The following is a 25,740-nucleotide window of genomic DNA, read 5'->3' as shown; positions in this document are numbered from 1 at the left end:
TTTCCTCAGCGGTCGGGATGGGTGACAGGGGCGTCGGGCATCAGGTGGATGCCGTCGGCCAGCAGCGAGACCCCCACCGCCTCGCCGCGGGCCAGGCCATTGCGCCGCGCCGCATGGGTGGGGAGCTCGAAGCGCAGGGTATCGTCGCAGTGATCGAAGGCCAGCGCCACGGAGGTGATGCCGCCCAACACCGCCATCTCTACCACCTGGCCCTGGACCGGATTCTCGCGTTCGCCCCGCGAGGGGCGGCCGCGACGATGAAGGACCACGTCCGAGGGCGGCAGGTACCAGCTGACTCGCTGCCCGGGCCTCAGTCCCGCCAGGCCCTCCGCCACTTCCAGGCGCCAGGGGCCCCATTGCAGGCGGCGCCCCTCGTCATCCGCGGCCACCCTGCCGGTGAAGACATTGTGGCGGTCGAGCAGCCGCGCCACCTCAGGGCTGGCCGGCCGGCGGAAGAGCTGCTCGGCCGGCGCCTGCTGCAGGCTGCGGCCGGCGTGCAGCACGCAGAGCCGGTCGGCCAGGGCGGCGGCCTCGTCGAGGTCATGGGTGACCAGCACGATGGGGATGTGGATCTCCTCGCGCAGCAGGGCGAGTTCGCGTTGCAGGCGGCGCCGGGTGACCTGGTCCACCGCCGAGAAGGGCTCGTCGAGCAGCAGCACCCGCGGGCTTCTGGCCAGGGCCCGGGCCAGGGCGACCCGCTGGCGCTGGCCGCCGGAGAGCTCGGACGGCAGCCGGCCGGCCAGGCCGTCGAGGCGCACCCGGGCCAGCCACTGCTCGGCGGCCCGACCGCGCTCGGCGGCGGGCAGATGGTCCAGGGCCACCATGACGTTGGCGCGCGCATCCAGGTGCGGGAAGAGCGCATAGTCCTGGAACACCAGCCCCACGCGACGCTGCTGGGGACGCAGCGAGCGCCCCGCCTCGGCATCGAACCAGGTCTCGCCGGCACAGTGGATCACGCCTCGCGCCGGCCGGTAGAGCCCGGCGATGGCCCGCAGCAGGGTGGTCTTGCCGCTCCCTGAAGGGCCCACCAGGGCCAGCAGCTCGCCGGGCTCGCAGTGGAAGTCGGCGTCCAGCGGGATCGGCCCCGCCTGCTGCAGCTGCACCGCCAGGCGAGCCTGGCTCGCGGGCAGTTCCGGCTCAGCCACGCCGCCACCTCCGGCGTCCTGCCAGGCCGTAGACCACCCCGATGGTCAGGAAAGAGACCAGCAACAGCATGGCCGACATGACGGCGGCTCCAGATTCGTCGAAGGCCTGCACCCGGTCGTAGATGGCGATGGCCAGGGTGCGGGTCTCGCCATCGATCGACCCACCAACCATCAGGATCACGCCGAACTCGCCTAGGGTATGAGCAAAGGTCAGCGCCAGGGCCGAAACCAGCCCCGGCCACACCAGCGGCAGCTCGATGCGCCACAGCGTGCGGCCGGGCGAGAGGCCGCTGCACCAGGCGGCCTCGCGCAGGTTGGGGGGAATCGACTCGAAGGCACGCTGGATCGGCTGCACGGCGAAGGGCAGGTTGGTCACCAGCGAGGCGAGCAGGATGCCACTGAAGGTGAAGTTGAGGGTCGTGCCAGTCAGCGAGGCCCAGACGGCACCGAAGGGGGCCTGCTGGCCGAAGCTCTGCATCAGGTAGAAGCCCAGCACCGTCGGCGGCATCACCAGCGGCAGCGCCACCAGCGCCTCGCACAGCGGCTTGCCGCGAAAACGCGAGAGCGCCAGGGTGCGCCCCAGCCAGAGGCCCAGAGGAATCAACAGCAGGCTGGTCAACGCCGCCAGGCGCAACGAGACCGAGAGCGCCGGCCAATCCATCAGGAGGCATCATCCCGCGGGGGTGGCTCGAAGCCACGGCGCTCGAGGATCGACCGTGCCTGCTCCCCCTGGAGCCAGGCATAGAAGGTCCGCGCCCCCTCCCCGGCCCCATCGATCAAGGCCATGCGCTGCACCAGCGGAGCGTGCCAGTCGGCGGGAATCAGGACATGTTCGGCCTGCTCGGCCACCGTCGGGGCCAGCGCCAGGGAGTAGGCCACCAGGCCGCCGCGGGCCTCGTCCGCCAGGGCGAAGCGCGCGGCCTGGGAGACGTTCTCGCCGAGGATGCGCAGCGGGGCCGACGCTTCCCAGAGCCCGGCATGGTCGAGGGCCTGGCGGGCCGCCACGCCGTAAGGGGCATGCTCGGGATTGGCCAGGGCAATGCGCGGCCGGTCCTGCCCGGCCCGGTGGGCGTCGATGGCCACACGCACGCCGGCCAACGGCTCATCGCTCGAGGGCAGCGCGCCACGTCCCCTGGCCTGCAACCAGACCAATCGTCCCACGGCGTAGACCACGCCCTCCCCCTCGGTGAGGCCCGCCTCCTCGAGCACGCGCACGTTCGCCTCGTCCGCCGAAAGAAACAGCTCGAAGGGGGCATGCTGCAGGATCTGGCGACTCAGGTTGCCCGAGGCGCCGAAGTTTACCCTGACATCATTGCCGGTCTCGTCACGGTAGGCCGCGACGAGCTCGGGGAACACGAACTGCAATGACGAGGCCGCCGCCACGGTGGGCGCCTCGGCCAGGGCCGCAGGAGAGGTCAGGACGAGCCAGGCGACCAGGGCCCAGCGTAGGAAAGAGAACATGCAGGATTCCCGAATGGCGATAGGGTCGCGCCATTGTCGACCAGGCCTGCCCCGATGAACAAGGCGAGCTCGTGGAACTCACCTCGGCCTTGATGCGGGTCAGACAGGGCCTCGCACTCGGTCAGGCCTGCTGGTGGGAACGCCCGAGAATCGCCATCAGGTCGATGCGGGTCTCGCGGGGGCTCAGGTCGAGCAGCGCCTCGAGGCTCACCAGATGGTGCTGGATGCCCTCCCGGGCCGCCTGGGCATCGCCTTGCTCGAGCGCTGCCAGCAGCGCCGTGTGATCGCCCTCCAGGAAGCAGGAGGCCAGGTTCGGCCGCTTGTAGAGAGCGATGACGATGGAGGTGCGCAGGATCAGGTCGGTGAGCATGGCCCCCAGCACGCGGTTGGGCGAGTGCTCGGCCAGCAGGTGGTGGATGGCCAGAGAGTGCTCGATGCGGGCCGGCTCGTCGCCCCGCCCGTGGGCCTCGATCTCGTCCCGAGCCTGTGCCGCGAGCCGGTCCCGCGAGGCCGCATCGAGGCGGCCCGCCAGCAACGCGGCCACCTCCCCCTCCACCAGGCGGCGGGCCGCGAAGGTCTCGCGGGTCTCCTCGATGCTCGGCGCGCGGACCCGTGCCACCTGGTTGGGACGCTGGTCCACCACGCGCTCGGAGGCCAGCCGGGTCAGGGCCTTGCGCACCACCGAGCGACTCACTCCGAAGACCTCGCCGAGGGTCACCTCCGGCAACCGGGTGCCGGGCGGCAGGCGCTGCATCAGCACCGCTCGGCGCACCTTGTCGACGATATCCCGGTCGCCGATGCGACGGTCACCGTTGCGACTTCCGGCCCTGACCTCGGCCAGCACCTCCTGCTGCCACTCGTGCATACGCTGTCCCCCTGCCTGTTCGTGCCGCCAGCGTCTCATCCCGCGAGCGGAATGACCTCATCAAACAGGTTCATCGTATACAAGTCCTGTGTTTTAGACACGGCGAGGTGCCGGGGTCACGGCGAGGGTCACCCGCAGCGCCAGAGGGGTCTCATCACAGTTGCTGCCCTCGCCTCCCCGGTCCACCACCAGGAACTCCCCTTCCTGCTCCAGCACCGACTGGATGGCGTGCCAGGTGCCCGCCTGGTAGTTGACCCCCTGGCGGCCGTCGGTGACGAAGGCGCGCACCTCGGCGGGATCGATCCGATCCCCCGGTGGCGCGACGACCACCACAAACCTTTCTTCATGGAGTGGCATGAAGGCCTGGCTGCCCAGCGGGTGGCGCTCCAGGAAGTCAAGTTCCAGCGGCATCGCCACCGGCTGGCTGACGAAGATGCTGATCAGCGCCCTCGCCTCCTCCCCCAGCGTCTCGACCCTCGCCAGGTCGTGGTAGCGACGGGTCCTCCCGGCGTTGATGGGAAACCAGTCCGCCGTGCGCGTATCGATGACGTCGCCGAAGGGGGCGAAGGCCTCGGGCGTCAGCGGCTCGGCTTTCAGATGCAGCATGTCGACCTCCTAGCGGCCACCCAGGCGCAGCTTCGGGTGGCGGTTGACGTCCTTGTAGAGCAGGTAGCGGAACGGGCCCGGGCCGCCGGCGTAGCAGGCCTGGGGACAGAAGGCGCGCAGCCACATGAAGTCGCCGGCCTCGACCTCCACCCAGTTCTGGTTGAGGTGGTAGACCGCCTTGCCCTCGAGCACATAGAGGCCGTGTTCCATGACGTGGGTCTCGTCGAAGGGGATCACCGCACCGGGCTGGAAGGTGACGATGTTGACGTGCATGTCATGGCGCACGTCGGCCGGGTCGACGAAGCGCGTGGTCGCCCAGCGCCCCTCGGTGTCCGGCATCTCGTGGGGCGCGATATCGTTCTCGTTGACCACGAAGGCCTCGGGCACCTCGATGCCCTCGACCCGCTCGTAGGCCTTGCGCACCCAGTGGAAGCGCACCGGGGCCTCGGCCTCGTTCCTGACCTGCCAACGGCTTCCCGGCGGGAGGAAGGCATAGCCACCGGGGACCATGCGGTGGCGCTCGCCGGCCAGGGTCAGCACCATCTCGCCCTCCACCACGAAGAGCACGCCCTCAGCCTCGGGGTCGAGTTCGGGGCGCTCGCTGCCGCCCCCCGGGGCGACCTCCATGATGTACTGGGAGAAGGTCTCGGCGAAGCCGGAAAGCGGGCGCGCCAGCACCCAGAGGCGGGTGCCCTCCCAGAACGGCAGGTTGCTGGTGACGATATCGCCGAACACGCCCTTGGGGATGACCGCATAGGCCTCGGTGAACACCGCCCGGTCGGAGAGCAGCTGGGTCTGGGGCGGATGCCCGCCGGCAGGGGCATAGTAGGTACGTTGGTTCATGGGGCGTCCTGAAAAAACGTTGGGGCCGAAAGCCGTGCCATCGTAGACATCGCTCGAGGCTGTTCCGTCGACAGGCCTGTTCGGGGGCGCTGTGAACCCCTCCCTGGGCGCTACCGATGCCATCCCTGGCATAGGACCCCCTCCAGACCTGTCCCCGGCGCCTCTCGCTTCGGGCAGCGGCAGTTCAAAGACTCTCGCCAGGATGGCACTCACCCTAACGTGCGATGTAACTCAGCGCGCCGGCGCCGGATGATGCTCCACCCAGTGGCGGGCGATATCCACGCGTCGTGCCACCCACACCCGATCATGGGCCTCGATATGGTCGAGGAAGCACTGCAGGGCGCGGAAGCGCCCGGGGCGGCCCAGCAGGCGACAGTGCATGCCCACCGAGAGCATCTTCGGCGACTCCTCCCCTTCCGCATAGAGCACGTCGAAGGCGTCACGCAGGTAGGTGAAGAAGTGATCCGCGGTGTTGAAGCCCTGGGGCGCGGCGAAGCGCATGTCGTTGCTGTCCAGGGTGTAGGGAACGATCAAGTGGTCGTGCTCGATGCCCTGGCTGTCGCGCTCCCGGGTCCAGAATGGCAGGTCATCGCCGTAGTAGTCGCTGTCGTAGAGGAAGCCGCCCTCATCGAGCACCAGCCGGCGGGTGTTGGGGCTGTCGCGGCCGGTGTACCAGCCCAGCGGCTTCTCGCCATAGAGGCGCTGGAAGATCGCCATCGCCTTCTTCAGGTGCTCACGCTCGACGTCTTCCGGCACCTCCTGGTAATGGATCCAGCGGTAGCCGTGGCAGGCGACCTCGTGGCCCAGTTCCTTGAAGGCATGGGCCACCTCGGGGTGGCGCTCCAGGGCCATGGCCACGCCGAACACGGTGAGCGGCAAGCCGCGGCGCTCGAACTCGCGCAGGATGCGCCACACCCCGACCCGGGAACCGTACTCGTAGATCGACTCCATGCTCAGGTGACGATCAGGGAAGGCGGGGGCACCGATGATCTCGGAGAGGAACTGCTCGGAGCCCTCGTCGCCATGCAGCACGCAGCTCTCGCTGCCTTCCTCGTAGTTGAGCACGAACTGCACGGCAACCCTCGCCCCGCCCGGCCAGTGGGCGTGGGGGGGGGTGCGGCCATAGCCGATCAGATCACGGGGATAGTCGGATGAGGGAACGTGCGTCATGGTGGAACTTCCTGGTTGTTCTGGCACCCTCCGCCGTCGAGAAGGAGCCGGGCGGCGGCGGATATCGTGTATACAATGCAAAGATAGAGTGCACCCACCCCATCCGCAACCCTTCGCCGAAGCCCTCGCCGGCGCGGGGATAGCTCATCGGCGCGCTACCCATCGTGCCCCTTGCAAAATGTCTGACATTAACTACTATAAGATCAGATATTTTCTGGAGCCGATGATGCTCGACGACCTTGTCCTTCCCGCCGATGGCGGCGCCCCGGCCCTGGCGGCGGTGCTCGCCCGCGCCATCCTCTCGGGGCAGCTGCCGGCCGGGAGCGACTTCCCGCGGGAGAAGGATCTCTGCGACCGCTTCGCCGTGAGCCGCAATCGGGTGCGCAATGCCCTGGCCAGCCTGGCCGCCACCGGTCTGGTCGAGCGCACCGCGGGACGCGGCAGCCGGGTGCGAGAGATTACCGGCTGGCACCTGCTCGATCCCCTGATGAGCGACTGGCTGACCGGGCTGGCCCGTCCGGACCCGCGCCTGGTCCGCGAGATCTATGCCTTCCGCCTCTCCGCGGAGCCACAGGTGGCCGAGCTGGCCGCCCTGGCGGCCGACGGCCGTGACCTGGCGCGCCTGGAGGCCGCTTTCGCGGGCATGCGCGACACCGCCGGCACCGGCATGCACCAGCAGCACGCCGAGCATGACGTGGCCTTCCATGATGCCGTCTACCAGGCCAGCCATAACCTGGTGTGGCGCCAGATGGGCCACCTGCTGCGTCCCTCCATCATCGCGCTGATCCAGCACTCCCAGCATCAGGCCGCCTCCCTGGAGGACAGCCTGGAACGCCACCGGCGGGTGATGGAGGCGATCCGCCTGCGCCAGCCACAGGCCGCTCGCCGGGCGGCCCGGGCGGTGCTCGAGCGCACGGCGACGGACCTGGGATTGATACCCACCCCCACTTCCCACACCGAAGGACACCCCGCATGAAGATCACCCGACTCAAGACCTGGCAGGTGCCACCGCGCTGGCTGTTCCTCAAGATCGAGACCGACGCGGGCTGCTACGGCTGGGGCGAGCCGGTCATCGAGGGCCGTGCGGCCACCGTCGAGGCCGCCGTCCATGAGCTCGCCGACTACCTGGTCGGCCAGGACCCGCATCGCATCGAGCACCTGTGGAACACACTGTATCGCGCCGGATTCTATCGCGGCGGGCCGATCCTGATGAGCGCCATCGCCGGCATCGACCAGGCGCTGTGGGACCTCAAGGGCCGCGACCTGGGCGTGCCGGTGCACCAGCTGCTGGGCGGCGCGGTGCGCGACAGGATGCGCATGTACGCCTGGACCGGCGGCGACCGCCCCAGCGACGTGGGCGCCGGCGCCCGGGCCCTGGTCGAGCAGGGCTTCACCGCCTTCAAGATGAACGGCACCCCGGAGCTGGCGATCGTCGACTCCCACCGCAAGGTCGACGAGGCGGTGGCCCGGGTAGCGGAGGCCCGCGACGCCGTGGGGCCCGACGTGGGCATCGGCATCGACTTCCACGGACGGGTGCATCGCCCCATGGCCAAGGCGCTGCTGCGCGAGCTCGAGCCCTTCCACCCGATGTTCGTCGAGGAGCCGGTGGCCCCCGAGCACCTGCCCTGCCTCAAGCAGATCGCCGGCGGCCTGGGCTATCCGCTGGCCACCGGCGAGCGCCTGCACACCCGCTTCGAGTTCCGCGACCTGCTCGCCGACGGCATGATCGACATCATCCAGCCCGACCTCTCCCATTGTGGCGGCATCAGCGAGGGGCTGAAGATCGCCGCCCTGGCTTCGGCCCATGACGTGGCGCTGGCCCCGCACTGCCCGCTCGGCCCGCTGACCCTGGCCGCCTCCCTGCAGCTCGATGCGGTGTGCCACAACGCCTTCATCCAGGAGCAGAGCATGGGCATCCACTACAACCGCGACAACGACGTGCTCGACTACCTGGTCGACAAGTCCGCGCTGGCCATCGAGGAGGGCTTCTGCGCCATTCCCCAGGGGCCGGGACTCGGCGTGGAGATCGACGAGGCCTTCGTCGAGGAGCGCGCGCAGGTCGGCCACCGCTGGCGCAATCCGGTGTGGACGCATGAGGACGGTTCCATCGCCGAATGGTAGGGAACAAGGAGAACGACATGAGTTTCGATTTTCACGATCTGGCCTTCGGCGACCTGAAGGGCCAGAGCGTCTTTATCACCGGCGGCGGCTCGGGCATCGGCGCGGCGCTGACCGAGGGCTTCCTGGCCCAGGGCGCGAAGGTGGCCTTCGTCGGCCTGTCCGACGCCGGCGAGTTCTGCGACGCCATGGAGGCGAAGTACGCCAACCGGCCCCTGTTCATCGAGTGCGATATCCGCGACGTGGCGGCGCTCAAGGCCGCCATCGCCCGGGCCCGCAAGGCCCACGGCCCGATCGGCGTGCTGGTCAACAACGCCGCCCGGGACACCCGCCACTCGTTGGACGACTGGAGCGTCGAGGACTGGGACGACTCGCTGGCCACCAACCTGCGCCCGCAGTTCTTCACCGCCCAGGCGGTGGCGAAGGACATGCGCGAGCTGGGCGGCGGCGCCATCATCAACCTGTCGTCCAACAGCGTTCACCTGGGCCTTTCCGGCTACCCGACCTATGTCACCGCCAAGGCCGGCATCCTGGGCCTGACCCGGGCGCTGGCCCGAGAGCTCGGCGGTGATGCCATCCGCGTCAACTGCCTGATCCCCGGCTGGGTGATGACCGAGCGCCAGAAGGCGCTGTGGGTCAACGACACCGACCTGGCCGAGTGCCTGGATCAGCAGTGCCTCAAGGAGGCGATTCCGGTGGAGGACATGATCGGCCCCTGCCTGTTCCTGGCATCAAAGGCCTCAAGGATGATGACCAGCCAGGAACTGATCGTCGACGGAGGGCGGGCATGAGCCAGACACGCGAGATCGCCGAGCGCCTGGCCTGGGTCGGCGTGGACTGGGGCTCGAGCAACCTGCGCGCCTGGGCCCTGGACGCGCACGGCGAGGTACTGGCACGGGCCGGGTCCGAGCGCGGCATGCTGTCGCTGGCCCCGAGCGACTACGAGGCCACCCTGCTGTCGACGATCGGCGACTGGCTGCCCGCTGATGGCCGCGTACCGGTGCGCATCTGCGGCATGGCCGGCGCCCGCCAGGGCTGGCGGGAGGCCGCCTACCTGCCGGTGCCGACGCGCCTGGATGGCCTGGCCCGGGGCGCGGTCAGGCCCGCCGTCGAGGGTCCGCGCCTGGACGTCGCGCTGCTGCCGGGACTCTGCCAGCACCCCGATGACGCCGGCCGCCGGTTCGATGTAATGCGCGGCGAGGAGACCCAGCTCGCCGGCCTGGTCGCCCGGGAAGGCGAGGCCTCGGGGCCCGTCTGCCTGCCCGGCACCCATGCCAAGTGGGCCCGCCTCGAGGCCGGCGCGGTCACGCGCTTCGCCACCTTCCTCACCGGCGAGCTCTACCAGTGGCTCGCCGGCCAGTCGGTGCTCCGGCACTCCCTGAATCACGGGCAGGGCGAGGACGACCTGGCCGAGCCCGGCGACCACCAGGCCTTCGTGGCGGCAGTGCAGGAGGTGGCTGCCGCCCCCGAGAGCTTCGGCAACCGGCTGTTCGGCCTGCGCGCCCAGGACCTGCTGGACGGCGACCTGCCGAGTGGCCAGGCACGCGGCGCCCGACTGGCGGCCCGCCTCTCGGGCCTGGTGATCGGCCTGGAGCTGGCCGGCGCCCGGGCGGTGCTGACCGAGGGCGAGACCGTCACCCTGGTCGGTGCCGAGGCACTCTGCACCCGCTATGCCCTGGCCCTGGAAGCGCAGGGCATCGACTGCCGCCGCGTCGACGGCGAAACCGCGGTGCTGGCCGGCCTCGGGCTGGCCCACGCCAGCCTGAGCCACGCCCCCGGCGCCTGCCCCCCTTAGGAGATCACTCATGTCCCTTCCCCTGATCGGCATCCTGCGCGGCATCTCCCCTGATGATGCCGTCGAGGTCGGCGAGGCGCTGCTCGCCGCCGGCATCGAGCGCATCGAGGTGCCACTCAACTCCCCCGACCCGCTGGAGAGCATTCGCCGGCTCGCTAAGGCGCTGGGCGACCGGGCCCTGATCGGCGCCGGCACCGTGCTGACCCCGGGCCAGGTGCGCGACGTCTTCGCGGCCGGCGGACGCCTGGTGGTCTCCCCCAACTGCCGCCCGGCGGTGATCGAGGAGAGCCGCCACCTGGTCATGGAATCCTGGCCCGGCGTGGTGACCCCGTCCGAGGCCTTCGACGCCCTGGACGCCGGCGCCTCCGGGCTGAAGCTGTTCCCGGCGGTACAGGTCGGTATCGAGGGCATGAAGGCCCTGCGCGCCGTGCTGCCGCCGGGCACCCGGCTCTACGCGGTGGGGGGCATCGGCGCCGGCAACTTCGCCGCCTGGCGCGCCGCCGGTGTCGACGGCGCCGGCCTGGGCAGCGCGCTCTACACCCCCGGCCTCACCGCCGGCGAGGTGGGCGAACGGGCCAGGTCGCTGGTCGCCGCCTGGCGCGCGGCCGACGGTGAGCCATGATGAGCGGCGCCAGGGCCGGGGTGGCGGTCGCCTGCGGCTGCGAGCTCGGCGAGGGGCCGCAGTGGCACGCCGCCACGGGCCGACTCTACTGGTGCGATATCCTCGGCCGCCGGCTGCACTGGCTAGAGCCGGCCTCCGGCGCCACCGGGCATCATGACCTCGACCGGATGGTCTCGCTGGCCGCCCCGCTCGAGGACGGCGGCCTGCTGCTGGTGGGCGAGGATCGTCTTAGCCGATTCGACCCGGCGACCGGTGCCCTGGAGCGCTTCTGCGACTTCGAGGCCGACAACCCGATCACCCGCAGCAACGACGCCCGGGTCGACCGCCACGGCAGCCTCTGGCTCTCCAGCATGGGCAAGGGCGCCGAGCCCGGTGCCGGCAGCCTCTACCGCCTCCATCGCGGCGAGCTCACCCGACTGCGCACAGGCCTGACCATTCCCAACGCGATCTGCTTCTCCCCCGGGGGCGAGGCCGCCTGGTTCACCGATACCCCGAGCGGGGTAGTGATGCGCTGGGCGCTGGACCGCGAGGGCTGGCCCCTGGGCGAACCGGCCCCCTGGGCCGACGTCTCGGCGCGGCCGGGCAATCCCGACGGGGCGGTGGTCGATGCGGAGGGGCACCTGTGGCTCGCCCTGTGGGGCGCCAGCCGGGTGGTACGCCTGGACTCGAAGGGCCGCGAGGTGGACGCCATCGCGCTGCCGACCTCGCAGCCCTCCTGCCCGGCCTTCGGCGGGGCGCGCCTCGAGCGGCTCTACATCACCACCGCGCGGGAAGGCATGGACCCGGCCCGGCGCCGGGAGGAGCCCGACGCCGGTCACCTCTTCGTCGCCGCCCCCGGGGTGCCCGGCCTCGCCGAGCCGGCGCTACGACTGGCCTGAGCCTCAGTCGGAGAAGATCCGTTTCAGTCAGAGAAGATCCGGTGCAGGTCCGGCGCCTCCGCCTCCTCCTCGACGATGGAGAGGGAGGCCTCGATGGCCTTGAGGTGGCGGCTCATGAAGGCCTGGGCGCGCTCCCCGTTGCCGGCCGCCAGGTGGCCGATCAGGTCGTCGTGGTCGTGGGACTCGCAGCCCAGGTGGCCGGGGTTGCCATAGACGGCGAGGATCAGCGAGGAGCGCGAGCAGAGCCGCTCGACGAAGTCGGCCAGGGTGGCATTGCCGGCGATGCACGCCAGACGGGCGTGAAAGTCCGCCGACAGCCGGATCGCCGTGCTCTGCTCGCCGGACTTCAGCGCCTGGCGCTCGCGCAGGGCCATGTCGCGAAGCTCGCGCAGGTCCTCCGCGGTGATGCGCCGGGCGACCTCCGGCATCAGCCCGCACTCGACCATCTGGCGGGCGTCGAACACGTCCTTGGCCTCGTCGGCCGTGGGCCGGGTCACGCTGGCCCCGCGGCGCGGCGTCAGCGTGACCAGCTGCTCCAGGGCCAGGCGCTGGAGGATCTTGCGGATGCCGGTGCGGCTGATGCCGAAGACCTCGGCCAGGGCGTCCTCACGCAGGCGCGCCCCGGGCCGGAGGCGGTGCTCGATGATGGCATCGCTGATCGAGCGGTGGATCTCCTCGTGGCGCTCGGCGCCGTCTCCCCTCTTGCCCGGTCGGCCCGCGCCGCCACGTTCGGCAACCGTCTGGCGCTGGTTCATCGAGTCCCCTCCTCCCCTGATCGTCACCGGCATGCGCGATCATTGTATACATATCGCCGGCCTGCCGGCGACCGGCCGGCTCACTCCTCCCAGGCGGCGATGACCGCACGCTCCTCATCGGTCATCCCGGTCATGTTGCCCAGCGGCATGTAGCCGCTCGCTACCACCTCCTTGACCTTCGCCTGCTGGGCCCGGAGCTGTTCGGGAGTGTCATAGGCCATGCCGGCCGGCGGCGCAGTGAAGCCCGGCTGGCTCGGCTCGCGGGAATGGCAGGCCACGCAGCGCGCCTCGACGATCGCGTGCACCTCGTCCAGCTCGGGGGCCACCGCGGCCGTGGCAGTGGCCTGGCCGCTACTCGAGGGGGCCGCCATCCAGAACGCCACCAGGATCAACGCCACCCCGGCCGCCGGATACGCCGGGCGCTTGCGGCCGGCGTGCATCAGCACGAAGTACTGGCGGATCAGGGCGCCGGCGAAGATGAACAGCGACATGATCACCCAGGCCAGTTCATGGGAGTAGGCGAAGGAGTAGTGGTTGCTGACCATCAGCAGCACCACCGGCAGAGTGAAGTAGGTGTTGTGTACCGAGCGCTGCTTGCCGCGCTTGCCGTCCAGGGGATTGGGGGTCTCGCCGGCCTTCATCGCCGTCACCATGCGGCGCTGGCCGGGAATGATCCAGAAGAAGACGTTGGCCGACATGGCGGTGGCCATCACCGCACCGGTGAGCAGGAAGGCAGCACGCCCCGAGAAGATCTGGCTGCTCAGGTAGGCCACCACCACCATCATCACCGCCACGGCGAGGCTCAGCAGGCCGTCGCGCTGCATGTCGGGGCTGATGCGCTTGCACAGCTCGTTGTAGACCACCCAGCCGGCCAGCAGGAAGGCCAGCGCCACCACATTAGCCTGCCAGCCGCTCAGGTTCGCCGCCCAGGCCCAGTCGCTGCCCGGGTTCACCAGGTATACGCTCGGGTTGACCATGTAGAGGATGACGAACAGGCCGAAGCCGGTGAGCCAGGTGGTATAGGCCTTCCAGAACGACCAGTGAAGGTCCTCGGGCAGCTTGTCGGGGGCACTGGCGTATTTCTGGTTGTGATAGAAACCGCCACCATGGACCGCCCACATCTCGCCGAAGACACCCTTCTCCCGGTCCTCGGCGGCCTTGGGTTGGCGCAGGCTGTTGTCGAGCATCACGAAGTAGATCGACTCGCCGATCCAGGCGATGGCGGCGATGACGTGCAGCCAGCGCAGCATGAAGTTGGTGAAATCCAGCAGGTAGGCTTGCATGAGGGGCCTCGTCAAGCGTCTTGTTATGGGCGTATCGGGACGGGAAGCCCCTCAGCTTCCGCGGTAGGTGGAATAGCCATAGGGCGAGAGCAGCAGCGGCACATGATAGTGCTGCGCGGCATCGGCCACGCCGAAGCGCAGCGGAATCACGTCGAGGAAGCGCGGCTCATCGGCCTCGACGCCCCGGGCGCGCAGGTAGTCACCGGCATGGAAGAGCAGCTCATACTCGCCGGTGGCGAAGTCGTCGCCCTCCAGGAGGGGGGCATCACAGCGCCCGTCATCATTGGTGACGACCGCCTTGAGCCGGGTGCGGGTCTCGCCCTCGAAGCGGAAGACCTCGATGCGGATGCCCTGGCCGGGACGGCCCTGGGCGGTGTCCAGCACATGCGTGGTCAGGTATCCCATGGGGTTCTCCTTCGCGTGTCGGGTCGGTACGTGCCTGGCGATGCCCTCACCGGGCAGGCATCATGAAGTCCACAATGAAGACAGTGTTAGCCTTTACTGGGGTACATTTCAATATTTTTTGTATACACTTTATGGCAAAAGCATCGAGATCCCTCGCTGCCCCCTCCCCGGCCTGCCTGGTACTGCGTGCGCCGCCAGGCCGCCTCACCCAGCAGAGGAGCCCCAGGATGACCGACAAGATTCTCACCCCGCGCCCCAGCCAGCTGGACCAGCAGGCCTTCGTGGCCCACTACGGCGACATCTACGAGCACTCCCCCTGGGTCGCCGAGCTCGCCTGGCAGCGCGGCCTGTCCCTCGACCAGGACACCCCACAGGGGCTGGCCGAGGTGATGGGGGCCGTGCTTCGCGAGGCCAGCCCCGAACGCCAGCTCGAGGTGATCCGCGCCCATCCGGACCTCGCCGGCAAGGCGGCCGTCGCCGGCGAGCTGACCGACGACTCCACCCGCGAGCAGGCCGGTGCCGGACTCGACCAGTGCGCACCCGAGGAGCTGGCCCGCTTCGAACGCCTCAACGCCAACTACAAGGCGAAGTTCGGCTTCCCCTTCGTGATGGCCGTCACGGGCAGCGACCGCCACGCCATCCTCGCCGCCTTCGAGGCACGCCTGCCCAATGACCCGGCCGAGGAGCGCCGCACCGCCATCGAGCAGATCAACCGCATCGCCAGCTTCCGCCTGGACGCCCGTCGCGGCTGAGCGAAGGGGTCCTCCGACACGATCGACACCCGCGCGGGACGCGCGTTTTGTCCCGCAGGCGTGGCGACCTACACTGGAGACACGTCTTCCCAACGAGGAGCATCGTCATGTTCCGTGATCGACTCGATGCCGCCGAGCGCCTGGCTCGACGCCTCTCCCACCTGAAGGGGCACAATCCCCTGATCCTGGCCATCCCGCGGGGTGCGGTGCCCATGGGCCGGCTGATCGCCGATGCCCTGGAGGGCGACCTGGACGTGGTGCTGGTACGCAAGGTGGGGGCGCCGGGCAACCCCGAATATGCCATCGGCGCGGTCAGCGAGGATGGCAGCGTGGCGCTGGAGGAGACGGCGCGGCACTACCGCGAGGAAGCGGTGACCCGCGAGACGGAGCGGCAGCGAGCCCTGCTCGAGGAGCGCCGCCGTCGCTATACGCCGGTGCGGGCCCCCATTGATCCGAAGGGACGCATCGTGGTGGTGGTGGATGACGGCAGCGCCACCGGCGCCACCATGGCGGCGGCCCTGAGCACCCTGAGATCACGGGGTCCGCAGACGCTGATCGCCGCCATGGGGGCGGCGCCGCCCGACACCGTGGCACGCATCGAGGCTCTGGCCGACGAGGTGGTCTGCCTGGAGACGCCCTGGAATTTCCAGGCCGTGGGGCAGTTCTTCGTCGACTTCGAGCAGGTGGAGGACGAGCAAGTCATCGCGCTGCTGGGCAGCGAGCACGGCTGAACGGCCAAAGGAGGCCCACAAAAAAGAACACGGGCGCCACCCGAGGGTAACGACCCGTGAATGCCGGCCGGAGCCGGCGCTTGCCATGCTCGATCGCCTGTCGCCTTACTTGGTTGCCGTGGTGGCAGCCTTGACCCCGTCCTCGGCGAGCTTCTGGCTCTTCTGGGCGTACTCCTGGCTCAAGCTCATGATCTTCTCGGCGTCGCCGCGCAGGCGCTCGCCCATGTCCTGGCTGGCCTTCTGCTGGGACGCCACGACCGACTTCAGGCTGTCGGCGTCACGGACATCCAGCCAGCCGCGGGCCTGGGCCAGACCCATGTCGGTCAGGGCGCGTACCGCGTCGAACTGGGCGGCGACCAGCTTCTCGGTATAATCGAGGTTGAGGGCGCCGACGTTGCGTGCGGGTGCCACGAACAGGGACTCGAACTGTTCGGTGGCCTGTTGGGTGGTTGCCTTGCTCATGAAACACCTCCATCTGTGGTGGGACACCGAGGCCTGTCGCCTCGTGCTGCATTGCAACATAGCAGGCTTTTTTGTGCAGCGCAACATATGAAACCTGCCAATGCCGCCGGCCATGAACCACGACGCCCGGCCGGAGCCAGGCGTCGCAGTGACAGACGAGACCGCGTCATTCAGCGGTCACCTTCGGGCCCTTCGCCTCAGCGATAGGCCCCCTCGATGTCGGTGATGCGCAGCGCCTTGCGCCCCAGGCCATCGTGCTGATCGAGCATGCGCTCGATCCAGGCATGGACCGGGTCGGCGTTGGAGACCAGGTCGGCACTGGAGACGCAGCGTGCCCACATGAAGTTGCCGAAGACCAGGTAGTCGGCGCCGGCCGGCGCCTCGCCGTCGAGATAGTCGGCCTCCTTGAGCCGTCCGCGCAGCGGCTCCAGGGCGGCATCCAGCTGGGCCAGGCCCTTGGCCGGGGAGTGGAACTCCTCGAGAGTCCGACCGAAGCGCTTCTCGCGGGTCTCGCGGAAGTAAGCGCGGTCGTCGGGGTGGATGGCATTGAACAGGTCCATGATGATGGTGCGTATCATCGCTGGGGCCAGTGAACGTTCGGCATAGTGCTTGAAGAAGCGTCCCCGCGCCTCGGTCAGCCCCTCGCCCAACAGCGGCGCCTCGGGATAGGTGCGATCGAGGTAGCGCAGGATCTCGTAGCTGTCGGTGACCACCTCGTCGCCGTCGACCAGCACCGGCACCTTGTCATAGTCAGCGAAGGCCAGGGCCTGTTTGTCGGTGAAGTGCAAGGGGTGCGTCTCCACCTCCAGCCCCTTGTGGGCCAGCGCGTAGCGAACGCGCCAGCAAAAGGGCGAAAAGCGTAGCCCCTCGTCGATGCCGCAGAGCTCATATAGCACACGTGTCATGCTACCTCCTGGTATCCGCTCATGGGTATGGCTCGATAGTGCCAGCCTTTGCCGGACACCGCCAACGCCGCGGCGGGCTACATGATCGACATCCACTACGTGGTGGCGGCCTTGGCCACCGTGGGCCCGCTGTCCGGACAGGACAGGTCGCAGGGCTCAGCCGATTCGCTTGAGCTGCGCCGCATGGTGCCGGCCGCGCTCCACGTAGCCCTCGGCGTTCTTCCTCAGGCCCGCGATAGCCTCCTCGGAGAGCTCGCGCACCACCCTGGCCGGCGCCCCCACGATCAGCGAGTTGTCGGGGAAACTGGCGTTCTCCTTAACCACCGCCCCGGCGGCCACCAGGCAGTTGTTGCCGATCACCGCCCCGTTGAGGATCACCGCCTGAATCCCCACCAGGCTGCCGTCGCCGATGGTGCAGCCATGCAGCATCGCCTGGTGGCCCACGGTCACGCCCGTGCCGACCGTCAGCGGGTAGCCGGGGTCGGCGTGCAGCACCGCCCCGTCCTGGATATTGCTGCCCTCGCCGACCTCGAGGTGGTCGGTGTCGCCGCGCAGCACCGCCTGGTACCAGACGCTGGCGTTGCGCTTCAGGGTGACCCGACCGATCACGTCCGCCGTCTCGGCCACGTAGACGTCGTCACCGATCGCCGGACGGTCGTCGCCATACTGATAGATCGCCATGGGGGTTCCTCCTGCGAAAAGGGCTCGGGAAAGGATGCCATGTGGGCCGTCGCGGGGCGAACCGGCGGCGACCTGGGGCACCTTCCCCCTGCCAGCCGCCGTCTCAGGCCAGCGCCTGCTCGAGGAGCCGGGCCACATGAATGGCCTCACGGCCGCTGCCATCCCGGATCTGGTGGCGACAGCTGGTGCCATCGGCCACCAGCACCGCGTCGGCGGCGGCGTCGCGAATCGCCGGCAGCAGCGACAGCTCGGCCATCTTCATCGAGGCGTCATAGTGCTCCGCCTCGTAGCCGAAGCTGCCCGCCATGCCGCAGCAGGAGGACGCGATGGTCTCGACCTCGAGGCCGGGGATCCAGGCGAGCACCTGCTCGACCGGGCGCAGCGCATCGAAGGCCTTCTGGTGGCAGTGGCCGTGCAGCAACGCCCGTGGGTGATCCACCGGCTTGAGGTCGAGCGGCAACTCGCCCGACTCATGGGCACGGACCAGGAATTCCTCGAACAGGAAAGCCGACTCGGAGAGGGCCTTGGCCTCCTTGCCGAAACCATACTGCAGGAACTCGTCGCGCAGGGTCAGCAGGCAGGAGGGCTCGAGCCCGACGATCGCCACGCCCCGCCTGACATGGGGCATCAGGTGGTCCAGGGTGCGCCGCGCCTCCAGTCGCGCCTTATCGAACTGCCCGGAGGAGAGATAGGTACGCCCGCAGCACAGCGGCCGCTCGCCCTGCCTGACGTTGAGGTGCACCCGGTAGCCGGCGGCCTCCAGCACCCGCTTGGCCGCCCGGGCATTCTCGCCCTCCAGGTAGTTGTTGAAGGTATCGACGAACAACAGCACCTCCCGGGGGGCCTGGACCACTTCACCCTGCGATTCGGCGAGGAAGTTGCCGCGAAAGCGTGGAAAGTCACGCTGCACCGCGAGCCCCAGGGCCGTCTTGACCCGGCGCGAGAGGAACGGCACGCGCTCCACTGCACCCAGCAGGCCGGAGAATCGGCTGGCCCAGGGGGCATAGCGTGGCATCTCGCCGACCATGCGATCTCGCCATGACAGCCCCCTGGCCTTCGCCCGGGCGGTGCGCGCCTCGATCTTGAACTTTGCCATGTCGACCCCGGTGGGACAGTCGCGCTTGCAGCCTTTGCAGGAGACGCAGAGGTCGAGCGCCTCCTTGACGTCGTCGCTGGCCAGGCCCGCGTCGCCGAGCTGGCCGGAGAGCACCAGGCGCAGGGTGTTGGCGCGCCCGCGGGTGAGGTGCTGCTCGTCGCGGGTGATGCGATAGCTCGGGCACATGGTGCCGGCATCGAACTTGCGGCAGTGGCCGTTGTTGTTGCACATCTCCACCGCCATGGCCAGGCCATGGGTGGGGTCGCCGGCGCTGCCGGGCTCGCCCTGCTCGCCGGAGAGCGGGTCGCGGGTGACGTTCCAGCCCGACCAGTCGAACACCGGCGTCATCGGGATCGTCCGGTAGGTGGAGGAAAAACGGAAGTAGCGCTCGTCATCCATCCGCGGGGTGTCGACGATCTTGCCCGGATTGAGCAGGTTCCCGGGGTCGAAGAGTTGCTTGACCTCCCTGAAGGCGTCGTTGACGGTATGACCGAACTGCCAGGCCACCCACTCGCCGCGGCACAGGCCATCGCCGTGCTCGCCGGAGTAGGCGCCCTTGTACTCGCGCACCAGGGCGGAGGCCTGCTCGGCGATCTCGCGCATCTTATGGGCGCCGTCGCGGCGCATGTCGAGGATCGGCCGCACGTGCAGGGTGCCCACGCTGGCATGGGCGTACCAGGTGCCTTCGGTGCCATGGCGATGGAACACCTCGGTCAGCCTGTCGGTGTACTCGGCCAGGTGCTCCAGCGGCACCGCGCAGTCCTCGATGAAGGAGACCGGCTTGCCGTCCCCCTTCATGCTCATCATGATGTTGAGCCCCGCCTTGCGCACGTTCCACAGCGCCTTCTGCTCGGCGGGCTCGGGCATCTCCACCACGCTCTCCGGCAGGCCCAGGTCGGCCATCAGCTCGTTCAGGCGCCTGAGGGAGCGGAGCTGGGCCTCGCGATCCTGGCCGGCGAACTCCACCAGCAGCACGGCCTGGGGCCTGCCGATCAGCGCCTTCTCGATCACCGGGCGGAAGGCCGGGTTCTCCAGCGAGAGGTCGATCATGGTGCGGTCGACCAGTTCCACGGCGGAAGGATCCAGGGTGACGATGTGCTGGGTGAGGTCCATCGCCTGGTAGAAGGTGGGGACGTTCACCACCCCGAGCACCTTGTGCTCCGGCAGCGGCGAGAGGCGCAGGGTGATCCGGCGGCTCACGCCCAGGGTGCCCTCGGAGCCCACCAGCAGGTGGGCCATGTTGGCGCGCCCGTCCGGGTCGTAGGGCTTGGGGTTCTGGCAGTCGAAGAGGTCGAGATTATAGCCGCCGACGCGGCGCAGCACCTTGGGGAAGTGCTCGCGGATCTCGGGGGCCACCCCGTCGGCGACGGCCTTCACCCGCTCGGCCAGTTCGCGCACCCTCCCCGTGGCAGGGAGCTGGTCGACGAAGCCGAAGTGCCCCTCGCTGCTGTCGGCCAGCAGCGCATCCACGCCCAGCACGTTGTGCACCATGTTGCCGTAGCGGATCGAGCGCGAGCCGCAGGAGTTGTTGCCGGCCATGCCGCCGATGGTGCACTGGGCGCTGGTGGAGACGTCCACCGGGTACCAGAGGCCATGGGGCTTGAGCCAGGCGTTGAGGTGGTCGAGCACGATCCCGGGCTCGACCACCACGGTGCGCGCCTCGGGGTCGAACTCGACGATCTCGTCGAGCCAGCGGGTGCTGTCGATCACCAGCGCCTCGCCCACCGTCTGGCCGCACTGGCTGGTGCCGGCGCCGCGCGCCAGTACCGGCACCCCGGCGTCCCGGGCGATCTCCAGCGCCAGCGCCAGGTCCCGCTGATGGCGGGGAATCGCCACGCCCACCGGGGTGACCTGATAGATCGAGGCATCCGTCGAGTAGCGGCCCCGGGAGGCGTCATCGAACAGCACCTCGCCCTCGAGCTCGCGTGACAGCCTGGCCGCCAGGTCGGTGACCGGCTTGATCCGGGCATCGGGGGCCCTGCCGGCCCGGGAATTGTCCTTCAGGGACGTCATCTGGTCTTCCTCCGCCATGCGTGGCACTGCCGATGATCAGTGGGCGGCCTCGAGGGGTTGGCCGGCGAAGTAGTCCAGCGCGGCCGTCACGCCGCTGCCCTTCAGGGGCACGCCGGCGAGCTTCATGCCGGCCTCGCAGCCACCCAGGGTGGCGATCAGGGTCAGGTCGTTGCAGTCGCCCAGGTGGCCGATGCGGAACATCTTGCCCTTGGCCTTGCCGAGGCCGGTGCCCAGCGACAGGTCGAAACGCTCGTAGATGATCTTGCGCACCTCGTCGGCATCAGTGCCCTCCGGCATCACCACCCCGGTGAGCACCGGCGAGTAGACGGCCGGGTCCTGGCACTGTATCTCCAGCCCCCAGGCCTCAACCGCCGTGCGCACCCCGGCGGCCCAGCGCTGGTGGCGCGCCAGCACGTGATCCAGCCCCTCGTCGAGCAGCATGTCCAGCGACTCCTTGAGGCCGTAGAGCAGGTTGGTGCTGGGGGTATAGGGCCAGTAGCCGTTCTGGTTAGCCTCGAGGATCTCGTCCCAGGCCCAGAAGCTCTTGGGCATGCGGTTGTGGCGGCTGGCCTCGATGGCCTTGTCGGAGATCGCGTTGAAGCTGATGCCTGGCGGCAGCATCAGCCCCTTCTGGGAGCCGGAGATGGTGACGTCGACCCCCCACTCGTCGTGACGGTAGTCGGCACTGGCCAGCCCCGAGATGGTATCGACCAGCAGCAGCGCCGGGTGACCGGCGGCGTCGATGGCGCGACGCACCGCGGCGATATCGCTGGTCACCCCGGTGGAGGTCTCGTTATGTACCACGCACACCGCCTTGAGCCGATGGTCGCCATCCTCGCGCAGCCGCGCCTCGATCATGTCGGCCTGCACGCCGTGGCGCCAGCCCTCGTAGCCCGGCAGGCCGATGAACTCCGGCGCCAGGCCCAGGCGGGTGGCCATCCTGTGCCACAGGCTGGCGAAGTGGCCGGTCTCGAACATCAGCACCTCGTCGCCCGGCGACAGGGTATTGATCAGTGCCGCCTCCCAGGCGCCGGTGCCCGACGCCGGGTAGATGATCACCGGGTTCTCGGTCTTGAAGACTTTCTTGACCTTGCCGAGCAGCTCGCGGCCCAGCGCCCCGAACTCAGGGCCCCGGTGGTCGATGGTCGGCAGGCTCATGGCGCGCAGGATGCGATCCGGCACCGGAGAGGGGCCGGGAATCTGCAGGAAGTGGCGGCCTGAGGGATGGAAGTCGAGGTTCAGCATGGGAGCTCTCCGTGGGGATCTTGTCGGGGGCGGCGCGGCTAGCGGATGCAGCCGTCGTCACGCAACGCGGCGAGTTCGTCGGGGGTCATGCCGAGCTCACCCAGCACCTCATCGGTATGCTGGCCGAACAGCGGTGCCGGTTGGCGGATCTGCGACGGGGTGCGCGAGAACTTGCTGGGAAAGCCGATGGTCTTCATCCGGCCGATCTTGGGGTGGTCCATCTCCTGCACCATGCCGCGCGCCAGGTAGTGCTCGTCGCTCATGGCCTGGGCGAAGTCGTTGATCGGCCCGGCGGGCACCCCGGCCGCGTCGCAACGCTCGAGCCAGTCGTCGACACCCCGGTCGGCCATGATCGTCTCCAGCAGCGCCTCGAGCTCCTCGACGTGCTGGCCACGGTCCTGGTTGGTCAGGAAGCGCTCGTCGGCCATCAGGTCCTCGCGGTCCAGCACGTCCCGGGCGAACCGCTCCCAGGTGCGCTGGTTGGCGCAACCGAGCATCAGGTAGCCGTCTCGGGCCTTGATCGCCTGGTAGGGCGCCGACACACGATGCCGCCAGCCGGTGGGCTGTGGCACCCGGCCCTCGGCGAAGTAGGCCGCCGCTTCCCAGGTGAACCAGGGCAGGCCGCACTCGGTGATGGCGATATCGATGTGCTGGCCCTCGCCGGTGTTCATCTGGTGGATGACGGCGGCCAGGATGGAGTAGGTGGCGGTCAGGCCGGCGCCAATGTCGTAGACCGCGATGCCGGTCTTGAGCGGCCGGCGCCCCGGCTCGCCGGTCATCGACATCAGCCCGGTCATGCCCTGGGCGACCAGGTCGAAGCCGCCGCGATGGCTGTATGGCCCGGTCTGGCCGTAGCCGGAGATCGAGCAGTAGACGATGCCGGGATTGATCGCCTTGATGGTGTCGTAGTCGATCGCAAGCGACCGGGTCACGCCGGTGCGGTAGTTCTCGACGATGACGTCGGTGTCGCGCGCCAGGCGGTAGAAGATCTCTCGGGCCCGGTCGTCCTTGAGGTTGAGTGAGATGCTCTTCTTGTTGCGGTTGATCTGCGAGAAGCAGGTCGACTCGTCGTTGACGTAGGGGCCCATCTGGCGGCTGTCGTCGCCGCCGTTGAGCTTCTCGACCTTGATCACCTCCGCGCCCATGTCGGCCAGCACCATGGTGCAGTAGGGGCCGGCCATGATCTGGGAGATGTCGAGGACCTTGAGGTTCTGCAGTGGCAGCATCGGCGTGCTCCCTCCTTGGGGTTCTGTCGGCATGGCTAGCGCCCGGTCCACTCGAAGGGCGTCTTGTGGACGAACCGGTTCACCGCCGCCTTGAAGTCGTTGCTCATGTAGCAGGTGGTGACCCAGTCGTCGCCGGCCTCGGGGGCGGCGCGACGCTCGGCCAGCACCCGTCCCACCAGCGCCTTGCTGGCCTGGACGGTGAGCGGGGCGCGATGGGCGAACTCGGCGGCGATCGCGGCGACCTCGGCGGCGATGCTCCCGGGGTCGAACACCGCGTTGACCAGCCCCGCCTGGCGGGCCTCCTCGGCCCCGAACAGCCGGCCCATCATCAGCGCCTCCTTGGTGCGGGCCACGCCGATCATGTCGACCAGCCGTGAGACGTTGCTCATCGACAGGGTGTTGCCCAGCGTCCTGGCGATGGGCACGCCGAACTTCATGGTGGGCGTGCAGTAGCGGAAGTCGCAGACCAGCGCCAGGGCCGCCCCACCCCCCACGCAGGCCCCCTCGATCATGGCGATGGTGGGCTTGGGCAGGGCCTCGAGCTTGCCCACCACCCGGTCGATGCGCCGCTCGTAGCCGATGGCATCCTCGGGAGAGGCGAAGTGTGTGAACTGGGTGATGTCGGTGCCGGCCACGAAGGCCTCGCCCCCCACCCCGTGCAGCACCACCGCCACCACCGAGTCATCCTCCGCCAGCCGGTCACAGCAGGCCTCCAGGGCGTCGTACATCGCCCAGGTCATGGCGTTGCGGCTCTCGGGGCGGTTGAAGCCGATCCAGGCGATGGCGCCCTCGCGGCGGAAGATCAGGGATTCGTCGGACATGGGAATCCTCCCTCCAGGTTCATCGGGTTCATCGGTAGAACAGCTCCACCAGGCCCATGGGGACCACCGGCACGTAGGTGACCAGCATCAGCAGCACGAACAGCAGGATCATGAACGGCACGTTGGCCTTGGCCACGTCCCAGATGTCCGCCTTGGCCACCGAGCAGGCCGTCATCAGCACGCTCGCCACCGGGGGCGTCTGCTGGCCGATGGCCAGGTTCAGGGTGACGATCATGCCGAAGTGCACCGGGTCGATGCCGACCATCATCACCAACGGCATGACGATGGGCACGGTGAGGATGATGGCGGCCGCCGAGTGCAGGATCATGCCGATCGCCAGCAGGAAGACGTTGAGCAGCGCCAGCACCATGTACTTGTTGCTGGTGAAGTCGCCGATCACCGCGGCCAGGGTCTGGGGCAGCTGGGCCCGGGTGAGGAAGTCCCCGAGCAGCGCGGAGCTTGCCACCAGCAGCATCACCACGGCGGTCTGGACACCGCCGTCGACCATGGCCCCGCGCAGCGTGCTCCAACGCAGCTCGCCGTAGCGGAAGCTGATCAGCAGCGCCGCGACCACCGCCAGGGCGGCGCCCTCGGTGGCGGTCATGAAGCCGCCGAAGATGCCCCCGAGGATGATCAGCGGCAGCAGGAAGGCAAGCCCCGCCGCCTTGAAGGTGGCCCAGACCCGCTCGAGCTGGAAGGCCTCCTCGACCGGGTAGTTGTAGCGGACGGCGAAGTACCAGGCGAGCGCCATCATCGACAAGCCGCCAAGCAGCCCGGGGACGATGCCGGCCACGAACAGCTGCACCACCGAGGTATCGGCCATGGCGGCGTAGAGGATCATCGGGATGGACGGCGGGATGATGATCGCCAGCGACGCCGAGGACGAGGTGATCGCGGCGGTGAAGTCCGCCGGATAGCCCTTCTTCTTCATCGCCGGCATCAGGATGGAGCCGAGGGCGGCGACGTCGGCCACCGCCGAGCCCGAAATCTCGGCGAAGAACAGCGAGGTGCCGATGTTGACCATCGCCAGCCCACCGCGGATGAAGCCGAGCAGCGCCGAGGCGAAGTCGATCAGCCGCCGGGAGATACCGCCGGTATTCATGATCGCCCCGGCCAACACGAACAACGGGATGGCGATCAGCGGGAACTTGGTCGAGCCATCGAACATCACGATGGGGAAGCTGAGCAGGCTGTTCGGGCCCTGCAGCACCAGCATGGCCAGCAGAGACACCGCGCCCAGCGCCACGGCGATGGGGATATTGATGAAGATCATCGCCAGGCCGGCCAGGAGGATCAGGGCAGTCGTCATTGCGCTTCCTCCACGATGTCATGCTCCGAGGGCGGCGCCTTGCCATGCCAGGCTTCGCGCAGGATGGTGGGCAGGTTGACCAGCTCGGCGATCACGTAGAGCCCTGCCCCGATGGGAATGGTCGACTGGGTGACGGCGATCGGGATCGGCACGCTGACCAGGGTCGACCCGCCGAGGATCTGGATGACATGCACGCCATAGACGGCAAGCATCACGAAGAAGGTGATGATGATGGCCTCGCCGATCACCACCAGCGTCACGCGCACGGCACGTGGCCGCGAATAGACGAGCCCGGGCACGCTGATATGGGCGCGCTTGAGGGCGGCGAGAGCGGCGCCGTAGTAGGTCACCCAGGCCAGCATCACGGCGGCCACCTCGTCGTACCAGCCGAGGGAGTTGCCGGCAAAGCGAAAGGTGACACCGAGCAGCACGACCACCGTCAGGGACACCACCAGCAGCATGGTGATGACCTCGAGCAGCCACTCGAAGCCAGATCGCAGTCTCGCAAGGGACATGGAAGCCACTCCGTCGAACAGCGTTAGGGGGACCGCCC

27 protein-coding genes are annotated in these 25,740 nt (G+C 69.0%); 8 read left to right on the top strand and 19 right to left on the bottom strand.

Translation table 11 applies throughout. The annotated features are described in order from the left end of the window. Nucleotides 1–5 precede the first annotated feature (5 nt). The 7 genes from OP498_RS10440 to puuE all read right to left on the bottom strand — a co-directional run bounded on the left by OP498_RS10440 (nucleotide 6) and on the right by puuE (nucleotide 6,090). On the bottom strand, nucleotides 6–1,145 hold the full coding sequence (locus OP498_RS10440) for an ABC transporter ATP-binding protein (protein ID WP_280547989.1): 1,140 nt from the start codon (nucleotides 1,143–1,145) through the stop codon (nucleotides 6–8). Next, entirely contained in the window at nucleotides 1,138–1,806 is a 669-nt protein-coding gene (gene modB, locus OP498_RS10435; RefSeq protein ID WP_280547990.1) for a molybdate ABC transporter permease subunit, read from the bottom strand. The genes OP498_RS10440 and modB overlap by 8 nt, the downstream gene beginning before the upstream one ends. After that, nucleotides 1,806–2,606 (bottom strand): molybdate ABC transporter substrate-binding protein, encoded by an 801-nt coding sequence (gene modA, locus OP498_RS10430; protein ID WP_280547991.1) that lies wholly within the window; start codon nucleotides 2,604–2,606, stop codon nucleotides 1,806–1,808. The genes modB and modA overlap by 1 nt, the downstream gene beginning before the upstream one ends. 121 nt (nucleotides 2,607–2,727) lie before the next feature. After that, nucleotides 2,728–3,471, bottom strand: coding sequence for a GntR family transcriptional regulator (locus tag OP498_RS10425; protein WP_280547992.1), 744 nt, complete (start codon nucleotides 3,469–3,471; stop codon nucleotides 2,728–2,730). Between the two features lie 93 nt (nucleotides 3,472–3,564). Then, nucleotides 3,565–4,077: an ureidoglycolate lyase gene (locus OP498_RS10420; RefSeq protein WP_280547993.1), complete on the bottom strand. Its 513-nt coding sequence runs from the start codon at nucleotides 4,075–4,077 to the stop codon at nucleotides 3,565–3,567. A gap of 9 nt (nucleotides 4,078–4,086) precedes the next feature. Beyond that, a complete protein-coding gene (locus OP498_RS10415; protein ID WP_280547994.1) occupies nucleotides 4,087–4,920 on the bottom strand; it encodes a bifunctional allantoicase/(S)-ureidoglycine aminohydrolase in 834 nt (277 codons plus the stop codon). Between the two features lie 231 nt (nucleotides 4,921–5,151). Further along, the gene (puuE, locus tag OP498_RS10410; RefSeq protein WP_280547995.1) at nucleotides 5,152–6,090 is read right to left on the bottom strand and encodes an allantoinase PuuE; all 939 of its coding nucleotides are present in this window, start codon (nucleotides 6,088–6,090) and stop codon (nucleotides 5,152–5,154) included. 226 nt (nucleotides 6,091–6,316) lie between these two features. Here puuE and OP498_RS10405 point away from each other — a divergent pair, with 226 nt between their 5' ends. The 6 genes from OP498_RS10405 to OP498_RS10380 are packed head-to-tail and all read left to right on the top strand — an operon-like array spanning nucleotide 6,317 to nucleotide 11,503. Beyond that, nucleotides 6,317–7,066, top strand: a complete 750-nt coding sequence (locus tag OP498_RS10405) for an FCD domain-containing protein (protein WP_280547996.1) — start codon at nucleotides 6,317–6,319, stop codon at nucleotides 7,064–7,066. Next, nucleotides 7,063–8,211: a galactonate dehydratase gene (dgoD, locus tag OP498_RS10400; RefSeq protein WP_280547997.1), complete on the top strand. Its 1,149-nt coding sequence runs from the start codon at nucleotides 7,063–7,065 to the stop codon at nucleotides 8,209–8,211. The genes OP498_RS10405 and dgoD overlap by 4 nt, the downstream gene beginning before the upstream one ends. Nucleotides 8,212–8,228: 17 nt before the next feature. Next, a complete protein-coding gene (locus OP498_RS10395) occupies nucleotides 8,229–8,999 on the top strand; it encodes an SDR family oxidoreductase (RefSeq protein WP_280547998.1) in 771 nt (256 codons plus the stop codon). Beyond that, nucleotides 8,996–10,003: a 2-dehydro-3-deoxygalactonokinase gene (locus tag OP498_RS10390; RefSeq protein WP_280547999.1), complete on the top strand. Its 1,008-nt coding sequence runs from the start codon at nucleotides 8,996–8,998 to the stop codon at nucleotides 10,001–10,003. The genes OP498_RS10395 and OP498_RS10390 overlap by 4 nt, the downstream gene beginning before the upstream one ends. A gap of 10 nt (nucleotides 10,004–10,013) precedes the next feature. Beyond that, the gene (locus OP498_RS10385; protein ID WP_280548000.1) at nucleotides 10,014–10,625 is read left to right on the top strand and encodes a 2-dehydro-3-deoxy-6-phosphogalactonate aldolase; all 612 of its coding nucleotides are present in this window, start codon (nucleotides 10,014–10,016) and stop codon (nucleotides 10,623–10,625) included. Next, a complete protein-coding gene (locus OP498_RS10380; protein ID WP_280548002.1) occupies nucleotides 10,625–11,503 on the top strand; it encodes an SMP-30/gluconolactonase/LRE family protein in 879 nt (292 codons plus the stop codon). Before OP498_RS10385 ends, OP498_RS10380 begins: the two co-directional genes overlap by 1 nt. A 23-nt stretch (nucleotides 11,504–11,526) precedes the next feature. Here OP498_RS10380 and OP498_RS10375 read toward each other — a convergent pair whose 3' ends face one another. From OP498_RS10375 to uraH, 3 genes are all read right to left on the bottom strand, one after another. Next, the gene (locus tag OP498_RS10375; RefSeq protein ID WP_280548003.1) at nucleotides 11,527–12,258 is read right to left on the bottom strand and encodes a GntR family transcriptional regulator; all 732 of its coding nucleotides are present in this window, start codon (nucleotides 12,256–12,258) and stop codon (nucleotides 11,527–11,529) included. A gap of 80 nt (nucleotides 12,259–12,338) precedes the next feature. After that, a complete protein-coding gene (locus OP498_RS10370) occupies nucleotides 12,339–13,541 on the bottom strand; it encodes a urate hydroxylase PuuD (RefSeq protein ID WP_280548004.1) in 1,203 nt (400 codons plus the stop codon). A gap of 51 nt (nucleotides 13,542–13,592) precedes the next feature. After that, a complete protein-coding gene (gene uraH, locus OP498_RS10365; protein WP_280548005.1) occupies nucleotides 13,593–13,946 on the bottom strand; it encodes a hydroxyisourate hydrolase in 354 nt (117 codons plus the stop codon). Between the two features lie 227 nt (nucleotides 13,947–14,173). Between uraH and uraD the strand changes: the two genes are divergently transcribed. Together uraD and OP498_RS10355 are read left to right on the top strand one after the other, a co-directional pair. Beyond that, nucleotides 14,174–14,698: a 2-oxo-4-hydroxy-4-carboxy-5-ureidoimidazoline decarboxylase gene (uraD, locus tag OP498_RS10360; protein ID WP_280548006.1), complete on the top strand. Its 525-nt coding sequence runs from the start codon at nucleotides 14,174–14,176 to the stop codon at nucleotides 14,696–14,698. Nucleotides 14,699–14,805: 107 nt separating this feature from the next. Further along, nucleotides 14,806–15,429, top strand: coding sequence for a phosphoribosyltransferase family protein (locus tag OP498_RS10355; RefSeq protein ID WP_280548007.1), 624 nt, complete (start codon nucleotides 14,806–14,808; stop codon nucleotides 15,427–15,429). A 105-nt stretch (nucleotides 15,430–15,534) separates the two neighbouring features. Here OP498_RS10355 and OP498_RS10350 read toward each other — a convergent pair whose 3' ends face one another. From OP498_RS10350 to OP498_RS10310, 9 genes are all read right to left on the bottom strand, one after another. Then, the gene (locus tag OP498_RS10350) at nucleotides 15,535–15,891 is read right to left on the bottom strand and encodes a phasin family protein (protein WP_280548008.1); all 357 of its coding nucleotides are present in this window, start codon (nucleotides 15,889–15,891) and stop codon (nucleotides 15,535–15,537) included. 197 nt (nucleotides 15,892–16,088) lie between these two features. Further along, the gene (locus OP498_RS10345) at nucleotides 16,089–16,796 is read right to left on the bottom strand and encodes a glutathione S-transferase N-terminal domain-containing protein (protein ID WP_280548009.1); all 708 of its coding nucleotides are present in this window, start codon (nucleotides 16,794–16,796) and stop codon (nucleotides 16,089–16,091) included. 156 nt (nucleotides 16,797–16,952) lie between these two features. Further along, nucleotides 16,953–17,477 (bottom strand): gamma carbonic anhydrase family protein, encoded by a 525-nt coding sequence (locus OP498_RS10340; RefSeq protein ID WP_280548011.1) that lies wholly within the window; start codon nucleotides 17,475–17,477, stop codon nucleotides 16,953–16,955. A gap of 103 nt (nucleotides 17,478–17,580) precedes the next feature. After that, entirely contained in the window at nucleotides 17,581–20,586 is a 3,006-nt protein-coding gene (locus OP498_RS10335) for an FAD-binding and (Fe-S)-binding domain-containing protein (protein ID WP_280548012.1), read from the bottom strand. A gap of 36 nt (nucleotides 20,587–20,622) precedes the next feature. Continuing rightward, nucleotides 20,623–21,831, bottom strand: a complete 1,209-nt coding sequence (locus OP498_RS10330; protein WP_280548013.1) for an aminotransferase class V-fold PLP-dependent enzyme — start codon at nucleotides 21,829–21,831, stop codon at nucleotides 20,623–20,625. Between the two features lie 38 nt (nucleotides 21,832–21,869). After that, complete coding sequence (locus tag OP498_RS10325) at nucleotides 21,870–23,057, bottom strand: CoA transferase (RefSeq protein ID WP_280548014.1); 1,188 nt, start codon at nucleotides 23,055–23,057, stop codon at nucleotides 21,870–21,872. Nucleotides 23,058–23,092: 35 nt separating this feature from the next. Next, nucleotides 23,093–23,878, bottom strand: coding sequence for an enoyl-CoA hydratase (locus OP498_RS10320; protein ID WP_280548015.1), 786 nt, complete (start codon nucleotides 23,876–23,878; stop codon nucleotides 23,093–23,095). Between the two features lie 28 nt (nucleotides 23,879–23,906). After that, the gene (locus tag OP498_RS10315) at nucleotides 23,907–25,187 is read right to left on the bottom strand and encodes a TRAP transporter large permease (protein ID WP_280548016.1); all 1,281 of its coding nucleotides are present in this window, start codon (nucleotides 25,185–25,187) and stop codon (nucleotides 23,907–23,909) included. Beyond that, nucleotides 25,184–25,702 (bottom strand): TRAP transporter small permease subunit, encoded by a 519-nt coding sequence (locus tag OP498_RS10310; RefSeq protein ID WP_280548018.1) that lies wholly within the window; start codon nucleotides 25,700–25,702, stop codon nucleotides 25,184–25,186. Before OP498_RS10310 ends, OP498_RS10315 begins: the two co-directional genes overlap by 4 nt. Nucleotides 25,703–25,740 lie beyond the last annotated feature (38 nt).

Origin of the sequence: Halomonas sp. 25-S5, assembly GCF_029889845.1 — a bacterium.
Taxonomy (GTDB): domain Bacteria; phylum Pseudomonadota; class Gammaproteobacteria; order Pseudomonadales; family Halomonadaceae; genus Halomonas.
This window is presented reverse-complemented; position numbering and strand designations above follow the sequence as displayed.

Excerpts from the sequence above, each read along its gene's own strand:
- puuE (WP_280547995.1), bottom strand. The coding sequence starts at position 6,090 with ATGACGCACGTTCCCTCATCCGACTATCCCCGTGATCTGATCGGCTAT.
- modA (WP_280547991.1), bottom strand. The coding sequence starts at position 2,606 with ATGTTCTCTTTCCTACGCTGGGCCCTGGTCGCCTGGCTCGTCCTGACC.
- OP498_RS10335 (WP_280548012.1), bottom strand. The coding sequence starts at position 20,586 with ATGACGTCCCTGAAGGACAATTCCCGGGCCGGCAGGGCCCCCGATGCC.
- OP498_RS10385 (WP_280548000.1), top strand. The coding sequence starts at position 10,014 with ATGTCCCTTCCCCTGATCGGCATCCTGCGCGGCATCTCCCCTGATGAT.
- OP498_RS10355 (WP_280548007.1), top strand. The coding sequence starts at position 14,806 with ATGTTCCGTGATCGACTCGATGCCGCCGAGCGCCTGGCTCGACGCCTC.
- OP498_RS10325 (WP_280548014.1), bottom strand. The coding sequence starts at position 23,057 with ATGCTGCCACTGCAGAACCTCAAGGTCCTCGACATCTCCCAGATCATG.
- OP498_RS10345 (WP_280548009.1), bottom strand. The coding sequence starts at position 16,796 with ATGACACGTGTGCTATATGAGCTCTGCGGCATCGACGAGGGGCTACGC.
- OP498_RS10315 (WP_280548016.1), bottom strand. The coding sequence starts at position 25,187 with ATGACGACTGCCCTGATCCTCCTGGCCGGCCTGGCGATGATCTTCATC.
- OP498_RS10415 (WP_280547994.1), bottom strand. The coding sequence starts at position 4,920 with ATGAACCAACGTACCTACTATGCCCCTGCCGGCGGGCATCCGCCCCAG.
- OP498_RS10350 (WP_280548008.1), bottom strand. The coding sequence starts at position 15,891 with ATGAGCAAGGCAACCACCCAACAGGCCACCGAACAGTTCGAGTCCCTG.
- uraD (WP_280548006.1), top strand. The coding sequence starts at position 14,174 with ATGACCGACAAGATTCTCACCCCGCGCCCCAGCCAGCTGGACCAGCAG.
- OP498_RS10405 (WP_280547996.1), top strand. The coding sequence starts at position 6,317 with ATGCTCGACGACCTTGTCCTTCCCGCCGATGGCGGCGCCCCGGCCCTG.
- OP498_RS10380 (WP_280548002.1), top strand. The coding sequence starts at position 10,625 with ATGAGCGGCGCCAGGGCCGGGGTGGCGGTCGCCTGCGGCTGCGAGCTC.
- OP498_RS10320 (WP_280548015.1), bottom strand. The coding sequence starts at position 23,878 with ATGTCCGACGAATCCCTGATCTTCCGCCGCGAGGGCGCCATCGCCTGG.
- OP498_RS10420 (WP_280547993.1), bottom strand. The coding sequence starts at position 4,077 with ATGCTGCATCTGAAAGCCGAGCCGCTGACGCCCGAGGCCTTCGCCCCC.
- OP498_RS10395 (WP_280547998.1), top strand. The coding sequence starts at position 8,229 with ATGAGTTTCGATTTTCACGATCTGGCCTTCGGCGACCTGAAGGGCCAG.
- OP498_RS10330 (WP_280548013.1), bottom strand. The coding sequence starts at position 21,831 with ATGCTGAACCTCGACTTCCATCCCTCAGGCCGCCACTTCCTGCAGATT.
- OP498_RS10310 (WP_280548018.1), bottom strand. The coding sequence starts at position 25,702 with ATGTCCCTTGCGAGACTGCGATCTGGCTTCGAGTGGCTGCTCGAGGTC.
- OP498_RS10370 (WP_280548004.1), bottom strand. The coding sequence starts at position 13,541 with ATGCAAGCCTACCTGCTGGATTTCACCAACTTCATGCTGCGCTGGCTG.
- dgoD (WP_280547997.1), top strand. The coding sequence starts at position 7,063 with ATGAAGATCACCCGACTCAAGACCTGGCAGGTGCCACCGCGCTGGCTG.
- OP498_RS10340 (WP_280548011.1), bottom strand. The coding sequence starts at position 17,477 with ATGGCGATCTATCAGTATGGCGACGACCGTCCGGCGATCGGTGACGAC.
- OP498_RS10375 (WP_280548003.1), bottom strand. The coding sequence starts at position 12,258 with ATGAACCAGCGCCAGACGGTTGCCGAACGTGGCGGCGCGGGCCGACCG.
- OP498_RS10390 (WP_280547999.1), top strand. The coding sequence starts at position 8,996 with ATGAGCCAGACACGCGAGATCGCCGAGCGCCTGGCCTGGGTCGGCGTG.
- uraH (WP_280548005.1), bottom strand. The coding sequence starts at position 13,946 with ATGGGATACCTGACCACGCATGTGCTGGACACCGCCCAGGGCCGTCCC.
- OP498_RS10425 (WP_280547992.1), bottom strand. The coding sequence starts at position 3,471 with ATGCACGAGTGGCAGCAGGAGGTGCTGGCCGAGGTCAGGGCCGGAAGT.
- modB (WP_280547990.1), bottom strand. The coding sequence starts at position 1,806 with ATGGATTGGCCGGCGCTCTCGGTCTCGTTGCGCCTGGCGGCGTTGACC.